Source organism: Variovorax sp. YR266 (assembly GCF_900107295.1).
Lineage (GTDB): Bacteria > Pseudomonadota > Gammaproteobacteria > Burkholderiales > Burkholderiaceae_C > Variovorax.
The window spans coordinates 384,286-409,377 of record NZ_FNPM01000006.1 but is presented as its reverse complement, the minus strand read 5'-3'; the positions used below and the strand labels follow the sequence as shown (position 1 = coordinate 409,377).

The window sequence follows — 25,092 nt, the reverse complement described above, 5'->3', positions numbered from 1 at the left end:
GCTAAGCCGCTGTCATGCATTTCTGAACGTAGCGCGCAATGGCTTCCACGCTACGAAACTCGTCTACGGAGCGTGCTGGCGTATCGGCGTACCGGCCGTTCCACATGCGCGCCAGTGCCCGCCCTGGACCAATCTCGATCACGCATGCCACTCGTCGCCCGGCGATGCTTTCCATGCATTCGTCCCACCGCACTGCGTGATCGATCTGCCTGGCCAACGCGTGCTTGAGTTGAGGCGGCTCGGCAACGCGGCCCGCCGCATCGCTGAAGAGAGGAATTCCGGCAGCACGAAACGCCAGCGGCGCAATGTGCGCAGCAAAGCCCTGCGCCGCCGCAGCCATCCACCGCGTATGGGATGCCACCTGCACGTTGAGAAGCAAGGCGTGCGCGCCCTGGCGTTGCGCCGCTTCGACTGCGAGCGGCAGCACGACTTGCAGGCCCCCGAGCACAACGCTGTCGATGCCGTTTCTTATGGCGACGGCCAGATCGAATTCCTCGCACAGCCGTCCAAGCAGCGATTCGGTCACCCCGCTGACACCCATCAGGCCTGTGGAATTCGACTCACCAGCACAGTCCATCAGCGCTGCGCGGCGATGCGCCAACTCAAGGGCCGTGTTCGCATCGAAAACGCCAGCGACCGAGAACGCCGCCAGTTCGCCAACACTGTAGCCAGCCGCCGCCGCTGGCGCTGGAAGACATGGGGCAAGCTGGGCCCACGCAGCCAACGCCAGGCCTGTCAGCAGAACCTGGGCATTCGCATTGCACCCTGCCCAGACGGGATCTTTTACGCATGCTCTCCAGTCGTCGATGCCGAGCAACTGGTGCATGGCGTGCACCGTTTCATCATTCGCCAGCCAAGGCAGCATGTCGGGGTGCTGCATGCCCTGGCCCGAAAAGACGATGGCGTAGCTCATTCCGCCACGCCGCAGATGCGCTGCATCCAGCACGCTGCGGCCAGGGTATCTGCAGCGCCACCAGGCGACAGACGGAGCGCGACGAAGTCACGGTGAACCGCGTGTGCGGCTTCCATGCCCCCCTGCCCCGCTGCACCGCCCTTCGCAAGAAAATCGCGCGCTGCCTGCTGTGCGTTGCGCAGGCCCTGAATTCCGCCACGGTGCGCCAGGTTGCTGTCGTCCAGTACAGCCATGACGGCGAACAATGTATCGACACGCGCCTGCTCCGGGCTCAGACCGCGCCGCACTGAACGAAAAAGTGTCGGAACGGCTGTGTCGAACAACACCGGGAATCCAAGCGCGGCCTCTTGCGATGCGCTTCGCAATCCATGGCGGCGGGCAGCGATGCCGCCTGGCAAAGTGGAAATGCGGTGGCTGCGGGCCTGCAACGCATCGCCCCAATGCCGACGCAATGCAGTCCGCAATGTGGCTGGCCGCGCCGGCTCGCCGTCGCGCCGCGCCGCGCCGGCGGCGGCACAGAGCAGGCCCAAGGTAAAGACGGCGCCACGGTGTGTGTTCACGCCACCCGTCGCCTCCAACATCCGTGCCTCCGCGGCAATTCCACAAGCTTCCAGTGCGTTGAAGGGTGCATGCGCCTCGCCCAACTCGGCGATCTGCACGAAGTAGTGCCGCAGCGCCATGAGGCTTCGCATGAAGGTGTGTGCGTCCATGTCGTCATGACTGCCGTTGTCGACGAAGGACACCAGTCCTGGCTTCGGTGCCAACGCCAGTTCGTCGTACAGCGCCAGCGTTGCCGCGCAGCCGATTGCGTGCGATGAAGGCGGCGAAGAGAATGCTGTCGAGATGAGGGCGAGAGGTAACGCAGTGCTCATGCCGCAAGACCCATCTCTTGACTGTCTTCGGGCACGAAGGCGCTTGTCTCCAGGCGGGCACCGCACACGTGCTTCACCAGCACGCTGCGCGAATGTCCGGCCCGCCAGGCGCTCCACTCGCGCCAATTGACCGCGCTGCCGTCGCGAAAGACAAGTTCGCCATCAAGCCGCAACCGCCCGGGTGCCTGGGCCTGCAGACAGGCAGCCATGAAGTCCGCGTGGCGTGCATCGTCGACTGCAATCCACAAGTCCAGATCGGATCCCGGGTGCACGTACCGCAAGCCCGTGAGTTGTTGCCAACCATAGCTGCCGTAGGCGCGCACCTGCACGCGCTCCATTTCGAACGCTGTCGCCAACCTGTGCCAGGCCGCGCGCGCATCGCGCGGCAGCAAATGCAGCACCTCGTTTGCGCGCGGAAATTCACCGAAGCACAGGATGGCCGAACGCGGCACCTGCAAGCCGAGCCGGCGGCGGCCCCATTGAGTTGGCGCGGGAAGGCCGAGCAAGACAGTTTCCTCGTGAGCGGTCGCAAGCTCGTGCTGGCGTGTCACGACGAGCGGAAGGCCTCGCTCTGCCCAGTGCGCGATGCACGCCTTGCCCTCGCTGTCCCATGGGCGGGCCAGCACTTGCGTCCAGCCCTGGGCGGACAGGTGAGCGAGCCGATGGCGGCGCAGCAGCTTCATGCCAACACCTCACGCAGCATCGAGCACACGTTGCGCCACGTCGGCGGCGAGCTTGCGGCCGCCGCGCAAGGCGCCATCCCTGGCACGTCGGTCCTCGCCTGTCGCTTCGGACAACGCAGCACGCAATGCCTCCTGCAGATTGCCCTCCCAGAGGGCGCGCACTCCGCCCATGGCCACGTAGTTGCCGACACCGGGCGCAAACACAGGATTCGATTCGGAAAGCTCAGTGAGCATGGCCTCCGGCAACTTGGTCACGCGTGCCATCGCAGGGATGCGCATGACACGGATTTCCGCCTCAGGCAGCGCATCGCAGGCATCGGCGATCAGTCCCGAGGTGATGAAGCCGCCCGACAACGCCTGGTCGTACACCAGTCCAATCACTCGATGCCCATTCCGCCGCGCAAGGTCGATGCACATACCGAGGTGTGCCATGGCGCGATTAATACCGAGCAATTCGTCGCGTCGGCGCAGCTGCTGGCCCTGGGTATCGATGAGCAGCAGGATCGGTCGACCCGGATGCTGCGAGATCGTGTCAAGCACCACGCGGGCTTGCGCCAACGCGAGCCGAACGCCGATCGAAGCATGATTCGTTGTCCCGATGACCGTGAGCAACTCGCCCTCGAACAAGACCTCCCCCTGGAGAAAATCGCCGACCTCACGCATGCCGTGGAAAGGGCCGAAAAGTTGCGTGACCAACGTGTTCCATTTCATCTTTGTGCCTCCGTGGCCACGCGCAAGGCATGCATGGCGGCCACGTCAATGTCGGGAATGCGCTGCGCATCGGCCACGCCCAGGCGCTGCCAGAGCGCCATTGCGTCGTCCAGGTCATCGCTGGGTGGCGGCATATCGCGCAAGCGCGCACTCAGCAGCGCGTGTTCGGTCTCCAGCAATGCCGACGTGACCGGCTTCGCGGCCGAGAGCGCGCAGATAGCCGCCTCGCGGAAGGCCTGCACATCGTCTTCGACGAGCTCGTCGCAATCGCCTGTCAGCCAACGGTGTTTGCCGCCGGTGGTACGCCACACCAGGGCGCGGTCGCGCGAATCGAACTCCTCCACACCGAAGGAAGCCTCGATCACCTCGGGGCCGGACATGGCCAGCCGGCCGCTGTCGCTCATCACGATGTAGTCGGTGCAGCGCGCGACGATGCCCATGCCACCGAAGCAGCCGTTCGCGCCGCCGATCAGCGTGATCACAGGGATGCCCGCCGCACGCACGTCGAGCACCGAACGCATCACCTCCGACACTGCAATCAGGCCGGCATTGGCTTCGTGCAGCCGCACTCCACCGGACTCGGCCAGCAGCAGCACCGCCGTTGGCCGATCGCGCAGTGCGCGCTGCAGCAGGCCCACGAGCTTGGCGCCATGCACCTCGCCAACGCCGCCGCCCATGAAGGCGCCCTCCTGCGCGGCAACGAAGACCGTGCGACCGGCCAATGCGGCGCGGCCGATCGCAACGCCATCGTCGAAAGCACAGGGCACACCCAGTTGGGCAAGGTGCGGGCTGGTCAGCCGCTCGGACGGCGGCAGCCACTCGTGGAAGCTGCCCGCATCCAGCAGAAGGGCCAGGCGCTCACGCGCCGTGCATTCGGCATAGCTGAGGCTCATGACGATGCTCCCGGCAGTTCGGCCACGGCCTGGCCGAGCCGCAGGCCCACCACTGCGGGGGTGGCGCCCATGTCATTGATCGAGATGCGGATGCCGCCGAGCGGATGCCGCTCGTGGAAGTCCGCCAGCACGGCCCGCCAGATGGGTTCGAAGCCGCGCGCCGAGGTCTCGATGCGCACGGTGCAGTCATCGCCGGCAGCGCTCTCGAGCATCACCTCGAGGTTGCCCGAGCCGACCACGCCGACCAGGACTGGCGCAAAGGTGTCCGCGATGCGCTGCCCGGGGAAGGAAAAGTCCAGAATTTCGAGTCCTGCTGGAATGCTCATGATGGTTGTTTCCTACCAGTTCCTGAATCGTTGGGGCGGCTGGTACAGCCCACCCGAGGCGCGCACGATGTCGCGCATGCTGCGTGCGGCCAGAAGGTTGCGCGTGGCGTCGCGCGGGTCGATGCCCAGATCCTCCGGCCGGTGAATCACGCCGCGGTCGCGCAGGTTCTCCACTGCGCGCTTGTCGCGCCCCAGCCCGACCGCCGTGTAGCCCGCTACGCCTCGGATCGCCTGCTCGCGCTCTGCATCGTTGCGGCACAGCAGCAGGTTGGCGATGCCTTCCTCGGTAAGGATGTGGCTCACGTCGTCGCCGTAGATCATGATCGGCGGCAGTTCCATGCCCGACTGTTCCGCCAACTGCCATGCGTCCAGCCGGTCGACGAAGGCGGGCTGCATGTGCTCGCGGAAGGTTTCGACCATCTGCACCACCAGCTTCTGGCCACGCGGCGTGCCGGCCGCGCCGCCGCGGCCCGCGCGCGCTTCCTGGCCCGCCTTGAGCCAGGCCGGGCTCGTGTGGCGGCGACCGCGCGCGTCGGCGCCCATGTTGGGCGCACCGCCGAAGCCCGCAATGCGTCCCAGCGTGGCGGTCGAGCTGTTGCCGTCGAGGTCGATCTGCAGCGTCGACCCGATGAAGAGGTCGCAGGCGTAGTGCCCTGCGGCCTGGCAGAACGCGCGGTTGCTGCGCAGCGACCCGTCCGGGCCGGTGAAGAACACGTCGGAGCGCGCGCGGATGTAGTCCTCCATGCCCAGCTCGGAGCCGAAGGAATGCACCGATTCGACCCAGCCTGCCTCGATCGCCGGAATCAGCGCGGGATGCGGATTGAGCGCCCAGTGCTTGCAGATCTTGCCCTTGAGGCCGAGCGACTCGGCATAGGTCGGCAGCAGCAGTTCGATCGCGGCCGTGTCGAAGCCGATGCCGTGGTTCAGGCGCTGCACGCCGTATTCGGCGTAGATGCCCTTGATCGCCATCATGGCCATCAGCACCTGAATCTCGCTGATCTGCGCCGGGTCGCGCGTGAACAAGGGCTCGATGAAATTGGGGCGCGGCGCTTTCACCACGAAGCTCACCCAGTCCGCCGGTATGTCGATGCGCGGCAGCGTGGTGGTGTGGCCATCCACCAGTTCGTTGACCTGCGCGATCACGATGCCGCCGGAAAAAGCGGTGGCTTCGACAATGGCGGGAGTGTCCTCGGTGTTGGGGCCGGTGTAGAGGTTGCCCTCCGCGTCCGCGGCATGGGCCGCCACCAACGCCACGCGTGGCGTGAGGTCGACGAAGTAGCGCGCGAAAAGCTCCAGGTAGGTGTGGATCGCGCCGATCTCGATGCGCCCGGCCGACACCAGCTTCGCCAGGCGCGCGCCCTGCGGCCCCGAGAAGCTGAAGTCCAGCCGGCTCGCCACGCCGTTTTCGAACAAGTCCAGGTGTTCGGGCAGCGCGAGTACCGACTGCACCATGTGCAGGCCGTGCACCCGCGCCGTGTCGACCTGCACCAGCGCTCGGGCCAGAAAGTCGGCCTGCTTCTGGTTGTTGCCTTCCAGGCAGACCCGGTCGCCCGGTTCCAGCACGGCCTCCAGCAGCGTGCCGATCGCTTCGGTGGCCACCAGCTTGTCCTGGCGCTGCGTGCCAAGCGCCTGCGCTGCGCGGGCCAACCGGCCCGCGCGGTTTTCGGTCCTGGTGTTCCAGTTCATGCGATCCATTCGTCCATTCCTCAACCCATCACCGCCTTGACGGCAAAAAACAGCACGGACGGGCCCAGGAGGCAGCCCAGTCCGGTATGGAAAGTAGCGACCAGCGCACCGTAGGGCACCAGCTTGCGATCGGTGGCCGCGAGGCCGGCCGACACGCCGCTCACAGTGCCGGCAAGACCGCCGAAGACCATCGCCGAGCGCGGCGTCTTCAGGCGCAGGAAGCGTGCGGCCATCGGGGTGCCGACCATCACGAGGATGGCCTTGACCAGGCCGGTCGCGATGCTCAGCGCCATCACGTCGGGGCTGGCACCGATGGCCGCCCCCGTGACGGGCCCCACGATGTAGGTGACGGCCCCGGCGCCGATCGTTGTCATGCTGACCGCGTCGGAGTAGCCGAAGCTCCAGGCGATCGCCGCGCCCACTACAAAAGGCAGCAGCGTCCCGAGCAACAGCGAGATCACTCCGATGAGCCCCGCCTGGCGAGCTTCGGTCACCTGCACTTCAAAGGCCGTGGCAACAATCGCGAAATCGCGCAGCATGGCCCCGCCCATCAGGCCGATTCCTCCAAACAGCGACATATCGGCCAGGCCTTTGTGGCCCCCGGTCCGGGTGCCGCCCCAATAGGCGAGGATGAGTCCGATCACGATGGCGATGGCCGATCCGTGCACGCGCCCGAAGGTCAGGCGGCGCGAGATCTGGCCGGAAAGCAGCACGATCAGCCCCACGACCATGAAGGCGCTGACCAGGCCGTTCTGCAAGGCCGCTTTTTCGAGGATTTCAAGCATGGCGCTCATTCCGCCTCGTTGAGAAGAGGGTTGTCGTTGCGCACCGGCTCGGCCAGCGAGCTGGCGACCGGATGCTCCATGCGATTGATCAGCGAGATCACCACCGCGCAGACGGCAACGGCCGCCAGCGCCGAAAGTAGTGCGACAGGTCCACCGCGCAACGCGGAAACCATGTCCTGCTGCGCCGCCATGGCGACCACCACCGGGATGTACATGGCGCCCCAGTACTCCACGCCCAGTTCGGTCAGCTTGGGCAGGATGCCCTTCCTGTGCATGTAGATGCGCGCCGTGATGAGCAGCAGCATCGCGATGCCCACGCCGCCGACGTTGGTCTTTACGCCCAGCGCCTGACCCAGCAGGTCGCCTAGAAAAATGCCCAGCAGATGGCACAAGGCCAGCAGCGCGGTGCCGTAGATGATCATGGGTTATGTCTCCGGAGTGACGGCGCGCGAGGGGCGCTGTTCCTGGAGACGTACGGTATCGGCTTGCCCGGCCGCAATCAATTAACGGCAGTCGACGACAGTTACTCTCAGCGAAACGATCGAGGGTGCCAATGCGATGGCGCGCTCAGGCCAGTTCGGCTCTGGCGCTCCTGCACACTGCGAGCAGCGCAAGCAGGTTCGGGTCGCGCTCGCGTGTACGCAGGAAGCTGACTCCCAAGGTCTGGCGCATCAGGTACTTGGGCGCCAGCGGAATCAGTTGGACCTTCTGCGAGAACAGGTCGCGCACGCGCCCTGGCAGCAGCGTGTAGCCAATGCCGCCGCTGACCAGGTTCATCAGCGAGAAGATGTCGCCGGTCTTCATCACCACGTTGGGAGTGAAGTTCGCCACCCGAAAGGCCTCTACGAACCCGTTGTAGGTAGCGAACCCCTCCTTGAGGCTGACGAATTTCTCGTCGGAACATTCGCTCAGATCGACGCAATCGAGTGTGGCGAAGCGCGATCCCATAGGGGCCGCGAAGTAGATGTCGTCTTCGAACAGCGGCTCCGAAACGATGTCGCCAGCCTCTTCCGGGACCGCCATCAGCGCCGCATCGACGGCGCCGTCGCGAATTTTCTGCAGCAGATCCGCGTTGGAGCCGAGTACGAGCTCGGTCTCAAGGCTGGGCTTGCGCACCTTCATGTGGACGAGGACCGCGGGCACAGTGCGGATGGTCAGCGAGTAGAGCGACCCGATGCGGATGCGATCGGCCGAGTAGCCGGCGACCTCGCGCGTGGAGCGGATGCCCGCGGACATGGTGTGCAGCACCTCACGCGCCACTTCGGCCAGCGCGTGCGCGGCCTCGGTGGGATGAAGATTGCGGCCCTCATGACGAAACAGTGCGCAGCGCACGCCGACTTCCAGAGAGTGCAAGGCACGGTGAACGCTCACCGTGCTGACCTCGAGCCGCTCGGCCGCGCGCGCAAGATTGCCGGTTTCCATGAACGCGATCAGCGTCTCAAGCTTGCGGAAAGTGATTTCTTCGTCGACACGGGCGTGCATGATGGTCTCGCAGATCAGTCCACATCCTAGCCCTTTGGTGCGCCCGGCCGGCCTGGCGCCCTAAGGACGCGGGCGTGCAGTGAACTTTCTGGCCCCCTCGGAGTACGCACCTGAGGCAAAGTTGATGGCATGGCCGCGCCGGGCGTTCGTTCGAAGGACCGGCATTCACGCTGGAGAGGTCGGGATGTTCATCGAACCGCTGCTTGCTTGCGCCATGCCGTCCGAACCAAAGTACAGGACGCATCGATGCACAGGGCCAGGTGACTGCCGACATGAATTTCTCGCACCCACATCGCATCGCGGCTAGCGGGCCGCATTCCGATCGGTAATCATCTTCGGGGTGATGAAGATCAGCAGTTCGCTCTTCTTGACCTCGCGGGTGCGTGATCGGAACAGCACTCCGACATAGGGCAATTCGCCGAGTACCGGTATCCGTGACTCGTCGTTCGTTTCCGACAGTTCGAAGATCCCGCCGATCACGACAGTCCCTCCGTTTTCTACGAGCACTTCGGTCTGAACGTGCTTCGTGTTGATGGCGTAGCCCGCAGTGGTCGACTGGCCGACGGAATCCTTGTTCACATCCAGCGTCAGGATGATGTTTCCTTCTGGCGTGATCTGCGGTGTGACCTCGAGCCTGAGATTCGCCTTCCTGAAGGAGACCGAGGTCGCGCCGCTCGACGTGGCAGACTGGTAAGGAAGTTCCGTCCCCTGTTCGATCAGGGCCTTGGTTTGGTCGGCCGTGACGACCCGAGGGCTCGCCACGACCTTGCCCTTGCCGTCTTCTTCCAGCGCGGATATTTCCAGATTCAGGATCTTCGACATGCTGGAGTTGTAGAGCGAAACCGCGAAGGTTCCCGTGGAAGTGCCACTGGAACTGCTGGCCGGCAGGTTGACGAAGTTGCTGCTGGAGGTCGACGAGTACGACACGGTGCCGTCGCTGCTCGTCGTCGCCTGGGTGCCGATCGAACTGTTGCTGCCCTTGGACGATCCACCCAGCTTGACGCCCAGCGATTTGCTGAAGGTGTCCGATGCCTCGACGATGCGCGCCTCGATCAGTACCTGTCGCACCGGCACATCGAGCTTCTGGATCAGCTCGGCGACCTGCTGAAGCCGCGAGGGGATGTCCGAGACAAAGAGCTGGTTGGTGCGCGCCTCGGCGATCACACTGCCGCGCGGACTCAGGATGCGTGTGGGCGTACCCGATCCGCCTCCCCCACCGCTACCGCTACCCGTCAGGCCTTGCACGAGGGTCGCGGCCTTGGTGTAGTTCAGCTGAAACGACTGGGTACGAATCGGCTCCAGGCTCTGTATGGTGGCCTGCGCTTCGAATTCGAGCTTTTCCTTGGCATTGATTTCATCCTTGGGCGCGATCCACAGCACGCCGCCGTTCTTGCGCACGCCCAGGTTCTTCGCCTGCAAGATGATGTCCAGGGCCTGGTCCCAGGGCACGTCCTTCAGCCGCAGCGTCAGTGCGCCGCTCACCGAGTCCGAGGTCACGATGTTGAAGTTCGTGAAGTCGGCGATCACCTGCAGCAGCGAGCGGATATCGATGTTCTGGAAGTTCAGCGAGAGCTTCTCGCCGCTGTAGCTCACGCCCTGCGTGAGCTTGGTCGGATCGATCTTGCGCGGACGCACTTCCACGACGAACCGGTTCTCGCTCTGGTAGGCGCTGTGCTCCCAGTCGCCCTTGGGCTCGATGGTCATGCGCACGCGATCATCCGATTGCTGCACCGTCACCCACTGGACGGGGGTGCCGAAATCCGCCACGTCCATGCGGCGGCGCAAACCTTCGGGCAGCGTGGACTTGGTGAATTCGACGACCAGGTTCTTGCCTTGCTGCCGAATGTCGACGCCCACCTGGCTATTGGCCAGATCGACGATCACGCGGCCGGCGCCGTCCGAGCCCAGGCGGAAGTCAACGTCACGCAACGGCAAGGTGTCCCTGCTGCGGTTCTCCGCAAAGGTGGACGACATGGGCGCGTTGAGCGCCGCACCGGCGACAGGACCGAGTGACACGAGCAGCGATTGGCCCTGAACCTGGGTCGTGTAGGTCGTTGCCTGTTTGAGATTCAGCACCAGGCGCGTGCGTTCGCCGGCCTGCGCCACGTTGACGGAGCGCAGATTGCCCTGGTTGATTTCGATGGGCGCGCGGCCAACGCCGTTCGTGACGCCGGGAAAGTCAAGGGCGATGCGTGCAGGCGACTGGATGGTGAAACCCGTCGGCGCCGTGGCAAGCGGCTGGGAAAAATCGATGCGGATGACTTCTGCACCGGATTGCACCGAAGACGTGACCGATTCGATCACGTTTTGCGCCTGGGCTGCTGCTGCGCCTCCCCACACGCAGAGCAGCAGACATGCGGTACGCAGCCATCGCGCGATGGCAGATTGTTGTTCGTTCACGTTGGGCCTTTTGTTACTGCAGCGATCGGGAAAAAGTTGATCAGCGGACCTGCGCGGTCTTCATTCGGCCGCCTGCAGGGCCTGCTCGGGCGCAGCGCGTGTGGCGCTCCTGCGTGACACGAGGCCACGCCCCCACTGCAAGAGGTCGTCGACGTAAGTGAAGATCACCGGCACGACGAGCAAGCTCAGCGCGGTGGACGTCAGCAGACCTCCAATCACGACGATCGCCATCGGCTGGCGAAAACTGGGCTCCGCACCCAGCCCCAGTGCGTTGGGCAGCATGCCGGCGCCCATTGCGATGGTCGTCATCACGATCGGGCGAGCGCGCTTGTGACAGGCATCGATCAGCGCGTCGAACCGGCCCATGCCTCGGTCGCGGCGCGCCACGATGGCGTACTCGACGAGCAGGATCGAATTCTTCGTGACGATGCCCATCAGCATCAGAACGCCGATGACCACCGACATCGAAAATGCCTGGTGCGTGAGCCACAGCGCGAACATGGCGCCGCCCATCGCCAGCGGCAAGGCACTGAGGATGGTGCCGGGTTGCAGGAAGTCATGGAACAGCAGCACCAGCACCGCATAGATGCAAAAGATCCCGATTGCCATCGCAACGCCGAAGCTCTGGAACAGTTCGGACATGCGCTGCAATTCGCCCTGTTCCACCTGGTGCACGCCAGCCGGCAAAGACTTCAGTGCGGGCAACGCCATGGCTTCGCGCTGCACCTCGCCGATCGTGCGTCCGTTCAACTCGACACTGAGCGTCACGTTGCGCGAGCGGTCCAATCGGTCGATCTGCGACGGGCCGCTGCCCATCACGATCTCGGCCACCGAGGCCAGGTCCACGTTGCCGCCGCTGCCCTTGACTCGCAGCTGCGCGATGGCATCGAGGTTGCCGCGCACCGACGGATCCATGAGCACGCGGATCGCGATCTGGCGCTCCGGCAGGTTGAGTTTGGGCAGCGAGTTCGAATAGTCGCCGTAGGTGGCCAGGCGCACTGCGTCGGCCAGCGCTTCCGACGTGACACCCAGCGCGGCGGCACGAGCGGTGTCGGGGCGCACCTGGATCTCCGGGCGCTGCAACGAAGCGCTGGAGGTCACGTTGCCAATGCCCTTGAGCGTGCGCAGTTGCGACTCTGCCTGCGCCGCCGCGCTGGCAAGGATCTGCGGATCGTCACTCGCCAGCGTGATGTCCAGCGACTCTCCGTTGGCGCCGGCCCCGACTGTGATACGGGCGCCGGGAAGCGCTCGCAGCATCTCGCGCATCTTGGCCTCGACACCCGATTGCTTGAGTTTTCGCTCGCCACGCGGCACCAGGTCGACGGTGAGCGTGGCGCTGGTCACGTCGGTCGAAGAGCTGACGCTCATGCCGCCACCGCTCGTGGCCGTGCCGACCGAGACAAATACGCCTTTCACCTCGGGCAGTGTGCGCAGCATCTGCGACGCACGTTGGCTGGTCGCCGCGGTGTCCTGCAAGGTGCTGCCCGGTGCCAGCTTGATCGTCAGGGTGCTCTGCGCCTTGTCCTGCGCCGGGATGAAGGCGGTCGGAATGAAGGGGATGATGAGCAGTGCCAGGCCAAAGAAGGCCGTGGCCGCCAGCACCGTGGCCTTGCGCCGCGACAGGCTCGCCCGGACCCAGCCGAGATAGCGGGTCATGGTCGCACCGTCGGTCGATATCTCGTGATGTCCCGGCGTCTTCGGCTTGAGCAGATAAGCCGCCATCATCGGCGTCAAAAGCCGCGCCACCAGCAGCGAGGCCAGCACCGCCACCGAGGCGGTCACACCGAACTGCCGGAAGAACTTGCCGGGGATGCCGCCCATGAAGGCCGTGGGCAGGAAGACCGCGACAAGTGCGAAGGTGGTGGCGATCACGGCCAATCCGATCTCGTCGGCCGCCTCCATTGCCGCTTGATATGGCGTCTTTCCCATCAACAGGTGGCGTTCGATGTTCTCGATCTCGACAATCGCGTCATCCACCAGGATGCCGACCACCAGCGACAGCGACAGCAGCGTGATGACGTTGAGCGAATAGCCCGCCAGCGCCATGAAGCCGAAGGCCGGAATGATGGACAGCGGCAGCGCGGTGGCCGAGATTAGCGTGGCGCGCCAGTCGCGCAGGAACCACCACACCACCAGGATTGCCAGGAATGCACCTTCGTACAGCAGGTGCATCGAGCCTGTGTAGTTGTCCTCGATCGGCGTCACCGTGTTCGAGGCCTCGGTGATGCTCGCCTCGGGATGTGCCTTGGAGAAGCGCTCGATCGCGCTGCGCGTGGCCTCGGCCACGCCCACGTCCGAATAGCCGCGCGAACGCGTGACCTGGAAGCCGATCACCGGCCGGCCATCACGAAAGGCCATGGTCGTGCGGTCGGCATGGATGTCGCTGACCCGCGCGATCTGGTCCAGCCGTACGTAGAGTCCATTCGAGATCGGCACGGTGATCGCGGCAATCTCTTCGGCCGTGCCAGCGGTGACGATGGTGCGCGTGGACTGCTTCTGCCCGCCCACGGCCCCCTCACCGCCCGAGCTTTCTTTCTGCACCGCCTTGAGCTGCGTGGAAACGTCGGACGGCGTCACGCCCAGGCCCGCCATGAGCGTGGGATCGAGGTCCACGTGAACCTCCCGATCGATGCCGCCTACGCGCTCGACCTTGGCAACGCCCTTGACGGCGAGCAGCGCCTTGGTCACCGTGTTGTCGACGAGCCAGGACAGATCCTGGTCGTCGAGCTTGGTCGATTCGACGGTATAGGTCAGCAACGCCGAGCTCGCCGAGGTCTGCTTCGAAACCGTAGGCGAAGCCATGCTGGAAGGCAGATCGGCGCGCGCGCTGTCCACCGCGTTGCGGACCTCGCTCAGCGCTTCTTCGCTGTTCTTGTCGATCTCGAAGCTGACGCTGATGCTCACCGTGCCGTCGGTGATCTTGGTGGTGATGTGGTCCAGCCGCGTCAGGGAAGCCAGCTTGTCCTCGATCTTGCGCGCCACCTCGGTCTCCAGCTGCGAGGGCGCGGTGCCTTCGAGCGTGGCCGAGACCTGGATGGTCGGCAAATCCGTGTCGGGAAAATCCTGAATCTGCAGGCTCTTGAAGCCGATCAGACCCAAGGCCGTGAGGAGGATGAACAGCAGAACAGAGGGAACCGGATTGCGGATCGACCAGGAGGAAAAATTCACTGCGAGCCCCCCGCCTGCGCTTTGGCTGCGCCGGCCACCGTGACCTGTACGCCCTCCGACAGGAAAGCGCCTCCGCCGGCAACGACGCGCGCATCTCCGGAGAGCCCGGACAGCACCTCGATGCGGTCGCCCTGGCGACGTCCTGTGGCGACCGGATGGCTGCTGACCTTGTCACCGCTGCCGACTACGTACACATACGAGCGGCCGTCGCGCATCACGATCGCCGACTGCGGCAACGTGAGCGCGGATTTGGCGTCGAGTTCCAGCGTGCCGTTGGCGAACATGCCCGAGCGCGACGCGCTGGCCGCAGGCAGGCTCGCGTAGACCGTGCCACGGCCGGTGGTGGTGCTCAGCGTCGGGCCCACCAGCCGGACCTTGCCCTCCACCTGCTCACCGCCGGGCAATGTGACCCGTGCGATCTGACCCACGCGAACGAGAGCAACCTGCCGGGCATCGAGCTCCGGGCGCCATTCGACCTTGGCCTGCCGCACCAGGCGAAACAGCTCCGCGCCCGCACTGACCACATTGCCCAGCACCGCCGACTTCGAGGACACGATGCCGTCGTCGGCTGCGACGATGCGCGTCTGGATGAGCTTGAGCTTGCTGCTGTCGAGCTCGGCCTGCGCGGAAGCGAGCGAAGCGCGCGAGGTGGCTTCGGTGATCCGGTACTCCTCGATCTTCTGCGCCGACAGCGCGCCGCTGCTTTCGGCGATCTTCGCGCGCCGCGTGTTGGAGACCGCCTGGTCGAGCGAGGCGCGGGCCTGTGCGACAGCGGCTTCCTGCTTGCGCACCTCGGCTTTCACGGTCGCGTCCGCCAGCCGCGCAAGAAGCTGGCCGCGCTTGACGCTCGCGCCCACATCCACCAGCAGTTCAGCGATGCGCAAGCCGCCGGTCTCGGGGCTGACGATGACCTCCTGCCAGGCCGTTACCGGCCCACTCGCCTGCAGTGTCTGCGGCCAATTCTGCGTCTGGGGCGCAACCACCTCGACTGTCAGCACGCTGGGAGCCCGGGCGTCGGCATCGGGCACGCGGGCGTCCCCGGCCGGGGGGGCCAGCCAGGCGACGAGCCCCAGCCCGAGCACCACGGCGAGTGCCGCGGTCCCGATAAAGAACTTTCGATTCACGGTAAACCTCATTGATTGTTTGTCTGCTGCGCCGCCACCGCCTGCGGCGGCAATGCGGGCGAATCGGGCTGCCAGCCGCCGCCCAATGCCTTGTAGAGAGCGATCCAGTACTGGACGCGGTTGCGCTGCAGCGCGATCTCATCGATCTGGGCGGACAGAGCCGAGCGCCGCGCCTCTTCCAACGTGAGCAGGCTTGCGCCGCCGGCACGCCAGTTCACTTCCGTCGCTTCGAAGTAGCGGCGATATTCCTGCGCCGCCTGCCCGGCCTGGTCTGCGCGTCGGGCGGTACTGTCAAGGCGGACCAGCGCCTGCTCGATCTCCTTCACGGCGTCACGCACACTTTGCCGGTAGTCGGCCAACGCCGACCTGTAGCTCGCTTGCGCGCTGTCCACTGCCGCGCGGCGCTTGCCGGCGTCGAAGATCGGAATCGACAGCGACGGACCCAGGGACCAAGTGGTGACCGACGAAGAGAGGTTGGAGGCCGAGACCGTGATCGATCCGGTCAGCGAAAGGCTCGGGTACAGATCCGCCACCGCGGCGCCGATCTCGGCGCTCGAAGCCGCGAGTTCCCGCTCGCTCGAGGCCAGGTCGGGGCGTTGGCGCAGAGCCTGAGCGGGCACGCTCGGAACTGCCAGCGCGGCTGGCTGCGGCACCTGTGCGCCAGCGTGTGCCATCAGGGCTCGCAGCGCGGCCTCATCGAAGCCGGTGAGATTGACGAGCGACTTCACCAGCAGTTCGCATTCGGCACGCTGCGACAACAGCGTGGACGTGGTGCTCGCCAGGCTGGCTCGCGCGAGCGCCCCATCGGAAGGCGCAGTGAACCCGGCACGCACCGAAACAGCGGTGGCCTTCTCGGTCTCGGTCATCGAGGCCAGTTCACGCTCATAAGCCTGGGCCAGCAGGCCGCAGGCGCGGTACTGCACATAGGTGTCGGCCACCTCGGCCGCCAGCGAGACCCGTGCGTCGTGCCAATCGTCCACGCGCGCATCGATGCGCGCCTGCGCCGCCTGCGCATTGCGGCGCACCTTGCCGAACAGATCCAGTTCCCAGGAGGCATCGAGGTCGGCGCTGCGGCTGGTGGCAAGCACCGGCGCGCTGCCTTCGGTCGTCTGCTGCCTTGCGCGCGATAGCGAACCGCTGCCGCTCAGGCTGGGCAAGCCGTCCGCTCGCGTCGTGGTCAGCGTTGCGCGCGCCTTCTCGATCTTCGTCCAGGCTTTGTCCAGACTCGGACTGTCGGCTTCCGCCTGCATGATCAGCCGGCCAAGGACCGGGTCGTCGAACTGGCGCCACCAGTCGACCATCGCACTGACACTGCCATCGTGCGGCACCACCGCCTGCCAGGTTGCGGCCACCGATGGCGTCGGCGGGTGATATTCCGGACCGGCCGCACAGCCGGCCAGCATGACGCCAAGAGCGAGCAGCGCCATCGCGCGCACCCGCCTTCCGGGGGAGAGAATTTGAGAAGCATGCATAGGGTTCTTCGTTCGAACCCATCGTAGGAAGAGCCTCTGTTGGATGCGGTTCGGGAGAGTTAAGCTGGGTAAAAGATGGCCGTGGTTCGCCATCGACGCAGCATCTGATGCCAAACTGTCGGCTCTCGCCCAGAACCAAGCCATGCACCGAGTCCTGCTGATCGACGACGACGTCGAACTCACCACCATGCTGTCCCAGTACCTGGGGTACGAAGGCTTCGATGTCCGCGCCGTGCACGATGGCGGCACCGGTGCTGGCGAGGCAGCCACCAACCTCTATTCCATCGTGGTGCTGGACATCATGATGCCGCGCCTGTCCGGCATCGAGGTGCTTCGGCGCATCCGGGAGCGCAGCGCAGTGCCTGTCCTCATGCTGACTGCCCGCGGAGACAACGTCGACAAGATCGTCGGGCTGAACATGGGCGCCGACGACTACGTGTCAAAGCCATGCACGCCGGCCGAGCTGGTTGCACGCATACGCGCAATTTTGCGACGCACGGAAACAAGGGCTGCAGCCGAGCCATCGTCCGCGCCGCGCGTACTCAAGGCGGGAGAACTTGTGTTGTGGCCCGGCAGCCGCCGGGCGACGTGGCACGGCGAGCCACTCGAACTCACGGGTACGGAATTCAGCCTGCTGGAGGTGCTTGCAAGCCATGTGGGCAAGCTCGTCAGCAAGCAGGACATTTCGCTGCAAGCCTTCGACCGTTCGCTCGTACGTTTTGACCGCCGTATCGATGTGCACATCAGTGCCATCAGGCAGAAGCTGGGGACCCGCTCGGACGGCCAATCCTGGATTCAGAGCGTGCGCGGCTTGGGCTACCAGTTGCTGGAGGGCTGATGCCACTCAGGCCAACAGTCGGAAGGCTGTTCTGGAAGCTCTTGCTTGCCTTGTCGCTGAGCATGATCTTGTCGATGGTCGGCACCGCCGCCTACCTGATGCTCACCAACCACCCCTTCCCTCCGCCGCAGCCGGACGGCATGCCGTCCCTTGGCTACACGCCGATCGTCCCGCTGCTTTCCGGGCTCATTGCCATACTGGTGATCGGCCTCGCACTTTCCTGGTACCTGTCTCGCCCGCTGCGCCATTTGCGTTGGGCGCTTCACCGTGTTGCTCAGGGCCATCTCGATACCCGCATATCGCCGCTGATGGGGCGCCGGCGCGACGAGATCGCCGACCTGGCGCGAGACGTCGACCGGATGGCCGAACAGTTGCAACTGGTCGTGGAATCGCGACGTGTTCTGCTGCACGACATCTCTCATGAACTGCGTTCCCCACTGACTCGAATTCAAGCCGCCATCGGTCTGTCACGACAAGATCCCGAGCTGACCGAGGCCATGCTTCTTCGCATCAAGAACGAAAGCGAGCGACTGGATGGCCTGATCGAGGAGTTGCTCACGCTGCATCGCCTGGAGGCTGGTGCGTCCGTCGCACCACTTGAGCGGGTGGATCTGATCGAGCTGCTGGACGACATCACGGAAGACGCCGACTTCGAAGCCCGCGCCACGGGTCGCCGCGTGAGCACCGATGCTCACGGAAGTTTTGTCGTTGAAGTGCATGGCGAGTTGATCTATCGCGCTTTCGAGAACGTCATCCGCAACGCCGTCAAGTACAGCCCGCCGTGCGGCATCGTGGAAGTCAATGTGCAGGTCGATTCGCAGACAGGTGCTCTCGTCATCGCGGTGGCTGATCGAGGCCCGGGCGTGTCGCCCTCGTTGTTGGAAAAGATTTTTGAGCCCTTCTTCCGTGCCGAAGAAGGCGAGCAGGTGCACGGCGTGGGCCTCGGCCTGGCCATTGCTCGTCGCGCAATGCAGATGCACAACGGAAGCGTCACGGCATCGCCGCGCGAAGGCGGAGGCCTTTTGGTGAAGCTGATCTTGCCCTCTCCCCAAGGAGCGTCCGGCCCCTTCGAGTGAGGCAGGTGTCACGCGACTCTGCGGTGCCCGCATGGCCATGCGGCTTCGCCGGATGGATGGCACCTTTACATAACTTGCGTCGGCCAAACGGCGGCACGCGGCCCCGGCGGTCAGGTCAGGTTGCCCTGGCCGTCAGCCACTTGTCGGAAGTCAGGGGGACGCCAACGATGCGGATTTCACCAATGCTTCCCAAGAAGCCGGTCGACATGTTCCCGGCCCACTGACCGCAGCCGATGGCAATTTGCTGGGTGGGGCTCACGTATTGAATGCCCTGCATGTTCGTGTTGTTCCGCAGGACGGGCGCTCCTTCCACGTACATGGTGGTCGCGTACGACGCGGAGGGGTCGTTCACGATGGCAATGTGCAGCCACTGGCCGGCCGACACGCCTCCGGACCAGCAGGTCAGATTGGTCGCCTGGTTCACCGGGACAATTTCCCACTGGAATTCCATCAGGTTTGAAAAGGCGAACATCAGTGCGCAATCGCCCTCGCCCGATCCGAAACCAGGCAGCTGCGATCGCGCGCCCAGGCGGTACAGGATGCCCATCCATCCATTCGTCGTCGCATCGAAACCTGGATCGATATTGACGAATGCCTCGATGGTGTAGCCCGAGGGGAAGGTTTCCACGTTCAGCGTCGAATTCTGGTCGGTGGTGAAGTAGGAAGACTTGGTCTTCGTGGCATTCAGGAAACGCAGGCTTCCGGGCGCGGCCGACAGCGGATGATGGCTTGTCGACCAGACCAGATCACCGGGCGAGCCCATCCACGTGTTCACCGAAATCGGGTTCTTTCCTCCAGCCGAACTGTCCTGGATTTGCTGCCCGGGCTGATAGGGAAAAAGATCCCCGTCGGCTGCCGACGCATTGAAGAAACGCCAGTGCGCCAGCGTGCTGCCGACCTTCGGGTAATCCTCGGTGCTCGTCGGAAGCCTTGCGGCCTTCTCTGGAGGCTGGCTGTAGTTTGTCAGGATGATTTTCCTGGCCGCGTCTGTCAGGCCGCTGTCCGATGAACCGTCCGGAACGGTGAAGTTCGGATTGAAGGAAGCAAACCTCTGGACAAAATCCAGGTCCAGCGCGAAGGACTGGTTCGAGTCGGACAGCCAGGCGGCGTCGAACTCGTTGAGCGTGGCGGCCGGCTTCAAGGGAACCCATGGAGAGAACGAGCTGGCAATGATCTTCTTGTTGGTGAGATCGAACTCGAACATCCGCATGAGACCGTTGCCGCCCATGTAGGCCATCTGGTAGTCCACCACCATCAGGTAGACATCGTTGCCGCGGGAATTCTTCTTCGTGCTCGTGCAGGAGCCGTGGTAGTGGCCGCTGACCGCCATGAAGATCTGGTCGTTGTCCTTGATGAGCTTGTCCCACATGTAGTTCGAATAGGCGGTATCGGCGGCGGTCTTCCCGTCGCTGCCGATTCCGACCAACTGGTGATTCACCAGGATGACGGGGAGCGTCTTGTTCGCCTGGATGACGTGGTTGGCCCAGCCGATCGCATCGTCAGATGCTCGCCACGACATCGACAGCACAAGGAATTTGTTTCCTTCGGCTTCGAAGACGTGATATTCGTGGAACCCGGAAACGTGCCTTCCGCCGAATGTCGCCTGCCTCTTCGCGCGCTCCGCGGGGAACACCTGCAAGTAGGGCTCGAACAGGCCCACCCGATGACTGCCGCCGTCCTGGTAGCCGTCGTTGTTGGCGAAGCCGGTGACTCCGACGCCCCAGTCCGGGCCCCATTGCATATCGGAGTCGATGGCCCCTACGTCATGATTTCCCGCGCAGATTGAATAAGGGCATTGGGCCGCCTCGAGCACCTGCATTGCCTGGCTTGCAAGCTCCCATTCCTTCGTGACCTGGCCATTGCCGATCTGGCCATTGCCAACGAGATCGGTCGAGGCGCTCCAGGGGGTCGATTTTTCCGATGTGTAGTACCAGGACTGGTCAACGATATCGCCAAGATGGATGGTGAATGGCATTTTCAGCAGCTTGGCGTTCTGCGCGATCCATTGCGTTTGGGTTTTGAATGGATTGTCGTATTTCGGATCTATTCCCGAATACAGTTTTTGATAGAGCTCACCCATCTTTTCCGATGCATACCTGGGATAGAACTGGGTATCAGGAAGCACGGAAATGGTAAAGCTGGATATCTTTTGAGCGGGGGCGCCAGAACTGGCTGGGGGCGACGAATTGCCTGGCGACACACCTGCCGATGTCCCGCTCCCTCCTGTTGCCGGAAAGGCCGTGGCGCCCGCGCCATTGCTGCCGCCGCCGCACCCGGGCAGCGCGAGTGCCATGCCGGTGACCGAGCCGGCCAACATGAGCTTCAGCAGTTCCCGGCGCCTGTTTTCCGGAACGGAAGCCAATTGATCGAGGCCGGCATTTTCTTCAGGAGCGTAATTTTCAGTCATGGCATAAAAGTCAGGAACGCATCGAAGCTCTTCCGCGAAATTGCGAACGACTTCGAAAAGCGGAACTTTATTTGCCAAATATGATGTTTTCGTGAATTAATTACCGCGCAAAATGCACGAATTCACAAGTCATTGACTCAATATTCCGGGAAATCGACTCAGGCAATTAACCCGCCAATTGGCGACAGGAATTAATCCTGACCCAGGCCTGACTCGCTTATCGAACATTCATGGTCGATGCATCACTCAAACAGGTGCAGCTCCCGCAGGGTGCGGGGACCGGTCGCAATACTCGATCAGGAGTTCGGTGAGGACCCGTATCTTCCGTGCGGGATGCTGACCTGGCGGTCGGATGACATATGCACCTGCCGGGGGTGGTGGATGACGTGTCATGACCGGCACGAGTGCCCCGGAGGCCACATGTTCATGGGTGAGCCAATCGGGCAGGTAAGCGATCCCGAGTCCTGCTGTAGCAGCGGCGACCAAAGCAGTGCCGTTGTCGGCCTTGAAGCGCCCCTGCGGACGAACCGTGATGATCTTGTCGCCATCCGTGAGCTGCCAGGCCTCGGTTCCTTGCATGAGGGCCTGATGGGCGACGAGTTCCTCCGGTGTCTCGGGCGACCCATGCGCCTTGACATAGTCCGGACTCGCGACGAGCTTCCCGTGGACCGGGCCGATGCGTCTTGCAATCAGGTTGGAGTCCTGGAGATAGCCAACCCGTATCGCACAGTCGTAACCCTCCGCGATGAGATCAACGAAGCGATCGCTGTAGCAGGTCTGGATGTGAAGCCTAGGGTGGCGTCGTGCCATTTCCGCGAGGATGGGCGCGAAGTGAGTCGGGCCCAGGGAAAACGGCACAGCAACACGCAAGCGGCCGCGAAGGTCACCGGCGGGCAGGATCGCTTCCCTGGCCACGTCGATCTCGGCGCAGACCCTGGCTGCATAGTCCCGGAACGTGGCCCCGGCTTCAGTGAGAGCAGCCCCGCGGGTGGATCGCGCAAGCAGCTGGACACCAAGTTCTTCTTCAAGCCGGACGAGACGACGACTGACGATCGACTTGGACACCCCAAGCCGCAGCGCAGCAGACGAAACGCCCCCGGCATCGGCAACTTCCACGAATGTCTGCAGTTCTTCGATATCCAATTTGGCGTTCCCCGTTTCGCGACACAGCTCGCCGCGAAATGCTACTACCGCATCAAAAGGGGGAACAACAAAATCCTGCTTCGGGCAACGTCGCCGCCGGCGAATGTTTCCCGAAAACCAATCCCGCTCACAACGGCAACAAAGGATCCATCAATGACTTTTCGCAACGGCCTGGCTTCGCTTCTTCGTCCCGAGGACTCGGTACTCGTTCTTATCGACCACCAGCCCTACCAGCTCGCCAATCTGAACAGCCACGACCCGCAGGCCGTGGTGAACAACACGACCGCCCTGGCGAAGTCCGCCAAGGCCTTCGGCGTCCCCACCATCCTGACGAGTGTGATCGCGGCGCGAGGCGGTCTGCTCTTCCCGCACATCACTGACGTGTTCCCCGGCCAGGAGGTGATCGACCGGACCTTCATCAACACCTGGGAGGATCGGAAGGTCGTCGATGCGGTCAAGGCGACGGGCCGCAAGCAACTGATCATCGCCGGCCTGTGGACGGAGATCTGCGTCGCCATGCCGGCGATCCAGGCGCTGGGCGAGGGCTGGGATGTGACGGTGGTCACGGATGCGTCGGGCGGCACTTCGGTCGAGGCCCACGAGGTCGCGATCCAGCGCATGATCCGCGCGGGCGCAAACATGATGACCTGGTTGGCGGTGGCCTCGGAGTGGCAACGCGACTGGGCGCGCACCGAGCACGCCGCAGAGCTGACGGAAGTTCTCAAGCAGCACGCCGGCGGCAGCGGCATAGCCTATCTGTGGGAGCAGCAGCTGCTCAACACGCCGGTGCCGAGCACCGCGGGCTGATCTGGGTGGGGATGAAGAGGATTCCTGAGCGACGCGTCGCGAGAAGGCGGATTGCTTTTCGCAGCCTCGTCATCCCTCTTTCCATGCGCGGCATCTACGGAAGATTCTCCCGAAAGATCACCTGGCTGCGCGTCGTTTCCACGCCGCTCAGCGCCTCGCGCTTGTCGCGCAGGTTGGTGAAGATGCGCACGCAGCTCATCAGCGTGGTGTGCGGACTTTGCGTGATCACCGCGTCCATGCTGCCGTCGATCAGCAGTGAGCGCGTATCGGGCGTGAGCCCATGGCCGATGAAGACCACCTTCTGCTCGCGCCCTGCCTCCTTCAGCGCGCGCGCCACGCCGTCCGATGCGCCACCGATGTTGTAGATGCCGCCCATGTCCGGGTACTGCTCCAGCAGCGCACGCGTCTGCCGGTAGTTCTTGCCCGCGTCGTCCTGCCCTTCGCGCAGGCCCACCACTTCGAGCCGCGGGAACATCTCGTCGATGACGTGCAGGAAGCCGGCCTCGCGCTCTTCGTGCGCCTTGTAGCTCAGGCTGCCCGCAATGAGCGCGACCTTGGCGGCCCGTGCGCCGATGAATCGGCCGATGAGGTAGCCCGCCGTGCGGCCCGCGGCCCGGTTGTCGAGCCCCACGAACGCGGCGCGCTCGGAGTTCGACAGATCCGAGATCAGCGTCACCACCGGCAGCCCGCGTGCAGCGAGCGCGGCCACGGCCTCGCGCACCGCCGGATGCTCCAGCGCCATCATCGCAATGCCGTCGCAGCGCTGGCCGTGCCGGCGCAACGCGTCGGCCAGCTCGTGCGGATTGAAGCTCTCGATGAACACCGTACGGCACTGCACGTTGAACGGCGCCCAGTGCTCTTGCGAGTAACCCACCATATCGCCCAGCATGCGAATGAAGCGGTTGGTGCCGGCCGGCAGCAGGAACACCAGCCGCAGCGGCGGCGGCGTGAGCGCCGCATACAGCTCGGGGCCGGGCAGGTAGTCGAGCTCGCCCGCGGCCTTGAGCACGCGCTGCACCGTGGCGTCGCGCACGCCGGGGCGGCGGTTGAGCACACGGTCGACCGTGGCGGTCGAGACCTGCGCCGCGCGGGCGATGTCGACCACGCGGGCACGCCGCACGTCGCGTGGCGAATCCGTGGACTCGGAAATGAGTGAAGGGTTTTCCCGCATACATCAAAAACCATCAGGCAGAAGTTTGACCCGAATCATGCATCCTTCTATCTTCACTGGGCCTTGAAGCCCATGGTGCATCAGATTGCATCAATCGCATAACGGAGACAGACATGACCTCGCTGACCCGCAGGAGTGCCCTGCGCACCCTTTCCGCCCTCCCCGCCGCCGGCATCGTCGCGGCCCTGCCGCGCATCGCACGCGCCGCCGAGTTCTCGTACAAGTACGGCAACAACCTGCCGCTGACGCATCCGCTGAACATCCGCGCACAGGAAGCGGCCGACCGCATCGCAAAAGAAACCAAGGGCCGCGTCGAGATCAAGATCTTCCCGAACAACCAGCTTGGCGGCGACACCGACATGCTTGCGCAGGTGCGCTCGGGCGGCATCGAGTTCTTCACGCCCTCGGCACTCGTCATCGCCACGCTGGTGCCGGTGGCTGCCATCAATGCAGTGGGCTTCGCGTTCAGCGACTACAGCCAGGTGTGGGCCGCCATGGACGGCAAGCTCGGCGCGCACGTGCGCGGCGCCATTGCCAAGTCACGCCTCTATGCCTTCGAGAAGATGTGGGACAACGGCTTTCGCCAGACCACCAGCAGCAAGGCCGCGGTGGCGAACGCCAAGGACATGGACGGCCTGAAGATCCGCGTGCCCGTGAGCCCCCTGTCGATCTCGATGTTCAAGGGCCTGGGCGCCGCACCCGCAAGCCTGCAGTTCAGCGAGGTGTATTCGGCGCTGCAGACGAAGATCGTCGACGCGCAGGAAAACCCGTTGCCCATCATCCAGGTGGCCAAGCTGTTCGAGGTACAGAAGTTCTGCTCGCTCACCAACCACATCTGGGACGGCTACTGGTTCATTGCCAACGGCCGCGCCTGGGACGCCCTGCCCGACGACCTGAAGACCATCGTGGCGCGCGCGATCAACGACGCCGGCATGCAGCAGCGCGACGACATCAGGAAGCTCAACGAGTCGGTGGTCGGCGACCTGCAGGCCAAGGGCCTCACCATCAACCGGCCGGCTGCCGACAGCTTCCGCGCCAAGCTGCGAGAGTCGGGTTTCTACGGCGAATGGAAGGGCCGCTTCGGCCCGGAGGCCTGGGCGCTGCTCGAAGGCGCGGTCGGCAAGCTGGCCTGACG

General features: G+C 64.4%; 21 protein-coding genes. 4 read left to right on the top strand and 17 right to left on the bottom strand.

The features are described from left to right. Position 1: 1 nt before the first annotated feature. The 14 genes from BLW48_RS18510 to BLW48_RS18445 all read right to left on the bottom strand — a co-directional run bounded on the left by BLW48_RS18510 (position 2) and on the right by BLW48_RS18445 (position 16,470). Positions 2-913, bottom strand: coding sequence for an acyltransferase domain-containing protein (locus tag BLW48_RS18510; protein WP_093176783.1), 912 nt, complete (start codon positions 911-913; stop codon positions 2-4). Then, a complete protein-coding gene (gene mdcB / locus BLW48_RS18505; RefSeq protein WP_093176782.1) occupies positions 910-1,785 on the bottom strand; it encodes a triphosphoribosyl-dephospho-CoA synthase MdcB in 876 nt (291 codons plus the stop codon). The genes BLW48_RS18510 and mdcB overlap by 4 nt, the downstream gene beginning before the upstream one ends. Continuing rightward, positions 1,782-2,468 carry a malonate decarboxylase holo-[acyl-carrier-protein] synthase gene (mdcG, locus tag BLW48_RS18500; protein ID WP_093176780.1) on the bottom strand — a complete coding sequence of 229 codons (687 nt, stop codon included), beginning with the start codon at positions 2,466-2,468 and terminating at the stop codon, positions 1,782-1,784. Before mdcG ends, mdcB begins: the two co-directional genes overlap by 4 nt. A 9-nt stretch (positions 2,469-2,477) precedes the next feature. Continuing rightward, positions 2,478-3,179 carry a biotin-independent malonate decarboxylase subunit gamma gene (locus BLW48_RS18495; protein WP_093176779.1) on the bottom strand — a complete coding sequence of 234 codons (702 nt, stop codon included), beginning with the start codon at positions 3,177-3,179 and terminating at the stop codon, positions 2,478-2,480. Next, positions 3,176-4,072: a biotin-independent malonate decarboxylase subunit beta gene (locus tag BLW48_RS18490; RefSeq protein ID WP_093176777.1), complete on the bottom strand. Its 897-nt coding sequence runs from the start codon at positions 4,070-4,072 to the stop codon at positions 3,176-3,178. The genes BLW48_RS18495 and BLW48_RS18490 overlap by 4 nt, the downstream gene beginning before the upstream one ends. Further along, entirely contained in the window at positions 4,069-4,398 is a 330-nt protein-coding gene (gene mdcC, locus BLW48_RS18485) for a malonate decarboxylase acyl carrier protein (RefSeq protein ID WP_371127418.1), read from the bottom strand. Before mdcC ends, BLW48_RS18490 begins: the two co-directional genes overlap by 4 nt. Before the next feature lie 12 nt (positions 4,399-4,410). Further along, positions 4,411-6,093, bottom strand: coding sequence for a malonate decarboxylase subunit alpha (gene mdcA / locus BLW48_RS18480; RefSeq protein ID WP_093176776.1), 1,683 nt, complete (start codon positions 6,091-6,093; stop codon positions 4,411-4,413). An 11-nt stretch (positions 6,094-6,104) separates the two neighbouring features. Continuing rightward, positions 6,105-6,869, bottom strand: coding sequence for a malonate transporter subunit MadM (gene madM, locus BLW48_RS18475; RefSeq protein ID WP_093059033.1), 765 nt, complete (start codon positions 6,867-6,869; stop codon positions 6,105-6,107). Positions 6,870-6,874: 5 nt separating this feature from the next. Further along, positions 6,875-7,291 carry a malonate transporter subunit MadL gene (gene madL / locus BLW48_RS18470; protein WP_093176774.1) on the bottom strand — a complete coding sequence of 139 codons (417 nt, stop codon included), beginning with the start codon at positions 7,289-7,291 and terminating at the stop codon, positions 6,875-6,877. A 145-nt stretch (positions 7,292-7,436) separates the two neighbouring features. Continuing rightward, positions 7,437-8,351 carry a LysR family transcriptional regulator gene (locus tag BLW48_RS18465; RefSeq protein ID WP_093078231.1) on the bottom strand — a complete coding sequence of 305 codons (915 nt, stop codon included), beginning with the start codon at positions 8,349-8,351 and terminating at the stop codon, positions 7,437-7,439. Positions 8,352-8,654: 303 nt separating this feature from the next. After that, entirely contained in the window at positions 8,655-10,751 is a 2,097-nt protein-coding gene (gene pilQ / locus BLW48_RS18460) for a type IV pilus secretin PilQ (RefSeq protein WP_093176773.1), read from the bottom strand. Positions 10,752-10,811: 60 nt separating this feature from the next. Continuing rightward, positions 10,812-13,919: an efflux RND transporter permease subunit gene (locus tag BLW48_RS18455; RefSeq protein WP_093176771.1), complete on the bottom strand. Its 3,108-nt coding sequence runs from the start codon at positions 13,917-13,919 to the stop codon at positions 10,812-10,814. Beyond that, positions 13,916-15,043, bottom strand: a complete 1,128-nt coding sequence (locus BLW48_RS18450; RefSeq protein WP_256330815.1) for an efflux RND transporter periplasmic adaptor subunit — start codon at positions 15,041-15,043, stop codon at positions 13,916-13,918. The genes BLW48_RS18455 and BLW48_RS18450 overlap by 4 nt, the downstream gene beginning before the upstream one ends. An 8-nt stretch (positions 15,044-15,051) precedes the next feature. After that, the gene (locus BLW48_RS18445; protein ID WP_256330814.1) at positions 15,052-16,470 is read right to left on the bottom strand and encodes an efflux transporter outer membrane subunit; all 1,419 of its coding nucleotides are present in this window, start codon (positions 16,468-16,470) and stop codon (positions 15,052-15,054) included. Positions 16,471-16,657: 187 nt separating this feature from the next. On the opposite strand from BLW48_RS18445, the gene BLW48_RS18440 reads away from it, so the two are divergent. Then, entirely contained in the window at positions 16,658-17,353 is a 696-nt protein-coding gene (locus tag BLW48_RS18440; protein ID WP_093176767.1) for a response regulator transcription factor, read from the top strand. After that, the gene (locus tag BLW48_RS18435) at positions 17,353-18,429 is read left to right on the top strand and encodes a HAMP domain-containing sensor histidine kinase (protein WP_093176765.1); all 1,077 of its coding nucleotides are present in this window, start codon (positions 17,353-17,355) and stop codon (positions 18,427-18,429) included. Before BLW48_RS18440 ends, BLW48_RS18435 begins: the two co-directional genes overlap by 1 nt. A gap of 115 nt (positions 18,430-18,544) precedes the next feature. Here BLW48_RS18435 and BLW48_RS18430 read toward each other — a convergent pair whose 3' ends face one another. Both BLW48_RS18430 and BLW48_RS18425 read right to left on the bottom strand, forming a co-directional pair. Further along, positions 18,545-20,836 carry a LamG-like jellyroll fold domain-containing protein gene (locus tag BLW48_RS18430; RefSeq protein ID WP_256330813.1) on the bottom strand — a complete coding sequence of 764 codons (2,292 nt, stop codon included), beginning with the start codon at positions 20,834-20,836 and terminating at the stop codon, positions 18,545-18,547. Between the two features lie 246 nt (positions 20,837-21,082). After that, positions 21,083-21,979: a LysR family transcriptional regulator gene (locus tag BLW48_RS18425; protein ID WP_093059016.1), complete on the bottom strand. Its 897-nt coding sequence runs from the start codon at positions 21,977-21,979 to the stop codon at positions 21,083-21,085. A gap of 153 nt (positions 21,980-22,132) precedes the next feature. Here BLW48_RS18425 and BLW48_RS18420 point away from each other — a divergent pair, with 153 nt between their 5' ends. Next, positions 22,133-22,786 (top strand): hydrolase, encoded by a 654-nt coding sequence (locus tag BLW48_RS18420; RefSeq protein ID WP_093059017.1) that lies wholly within the window; start codon positions 22,133-22,135, stop codon positions 22,784-22,786. A gap of 94 nt (positions 22,787-22,880) precedes the next feature. Here BLW48_RS18420 and BLW48_RS18415 read toward each other — a convergent pair whose 3' ends face one another. Further along, entirely contained in the window at positions 22,881-23,957 is a 1,077-nt protein-coding gene (locus tag BLW48_RS18415) for a LacI family DNA-binding transcriptional regulator (protein ID WP_093059018.1), read from the bottom strand. Positions 23,958-24,070: 113 nt separating this feature from the next. Between BLW48_RS18415 and BLW48_RS18410 the strand changes: the two genes are divergently transcribed. Continuing rightward, positions 24,071-25,090 (top strand): TRAP transporter substrate-binding protein, encoded by a 1,020-nt coding sequence (locus tag BLW48_RS18410; protein WP_093176764.1) that lies wholly within the window; start codon positions 24,071-24,073, stop codon positions 25,088-25,090. The last annotated feature ends 2 nt before the right edge of the window (positions 25,091-25,092 follow it).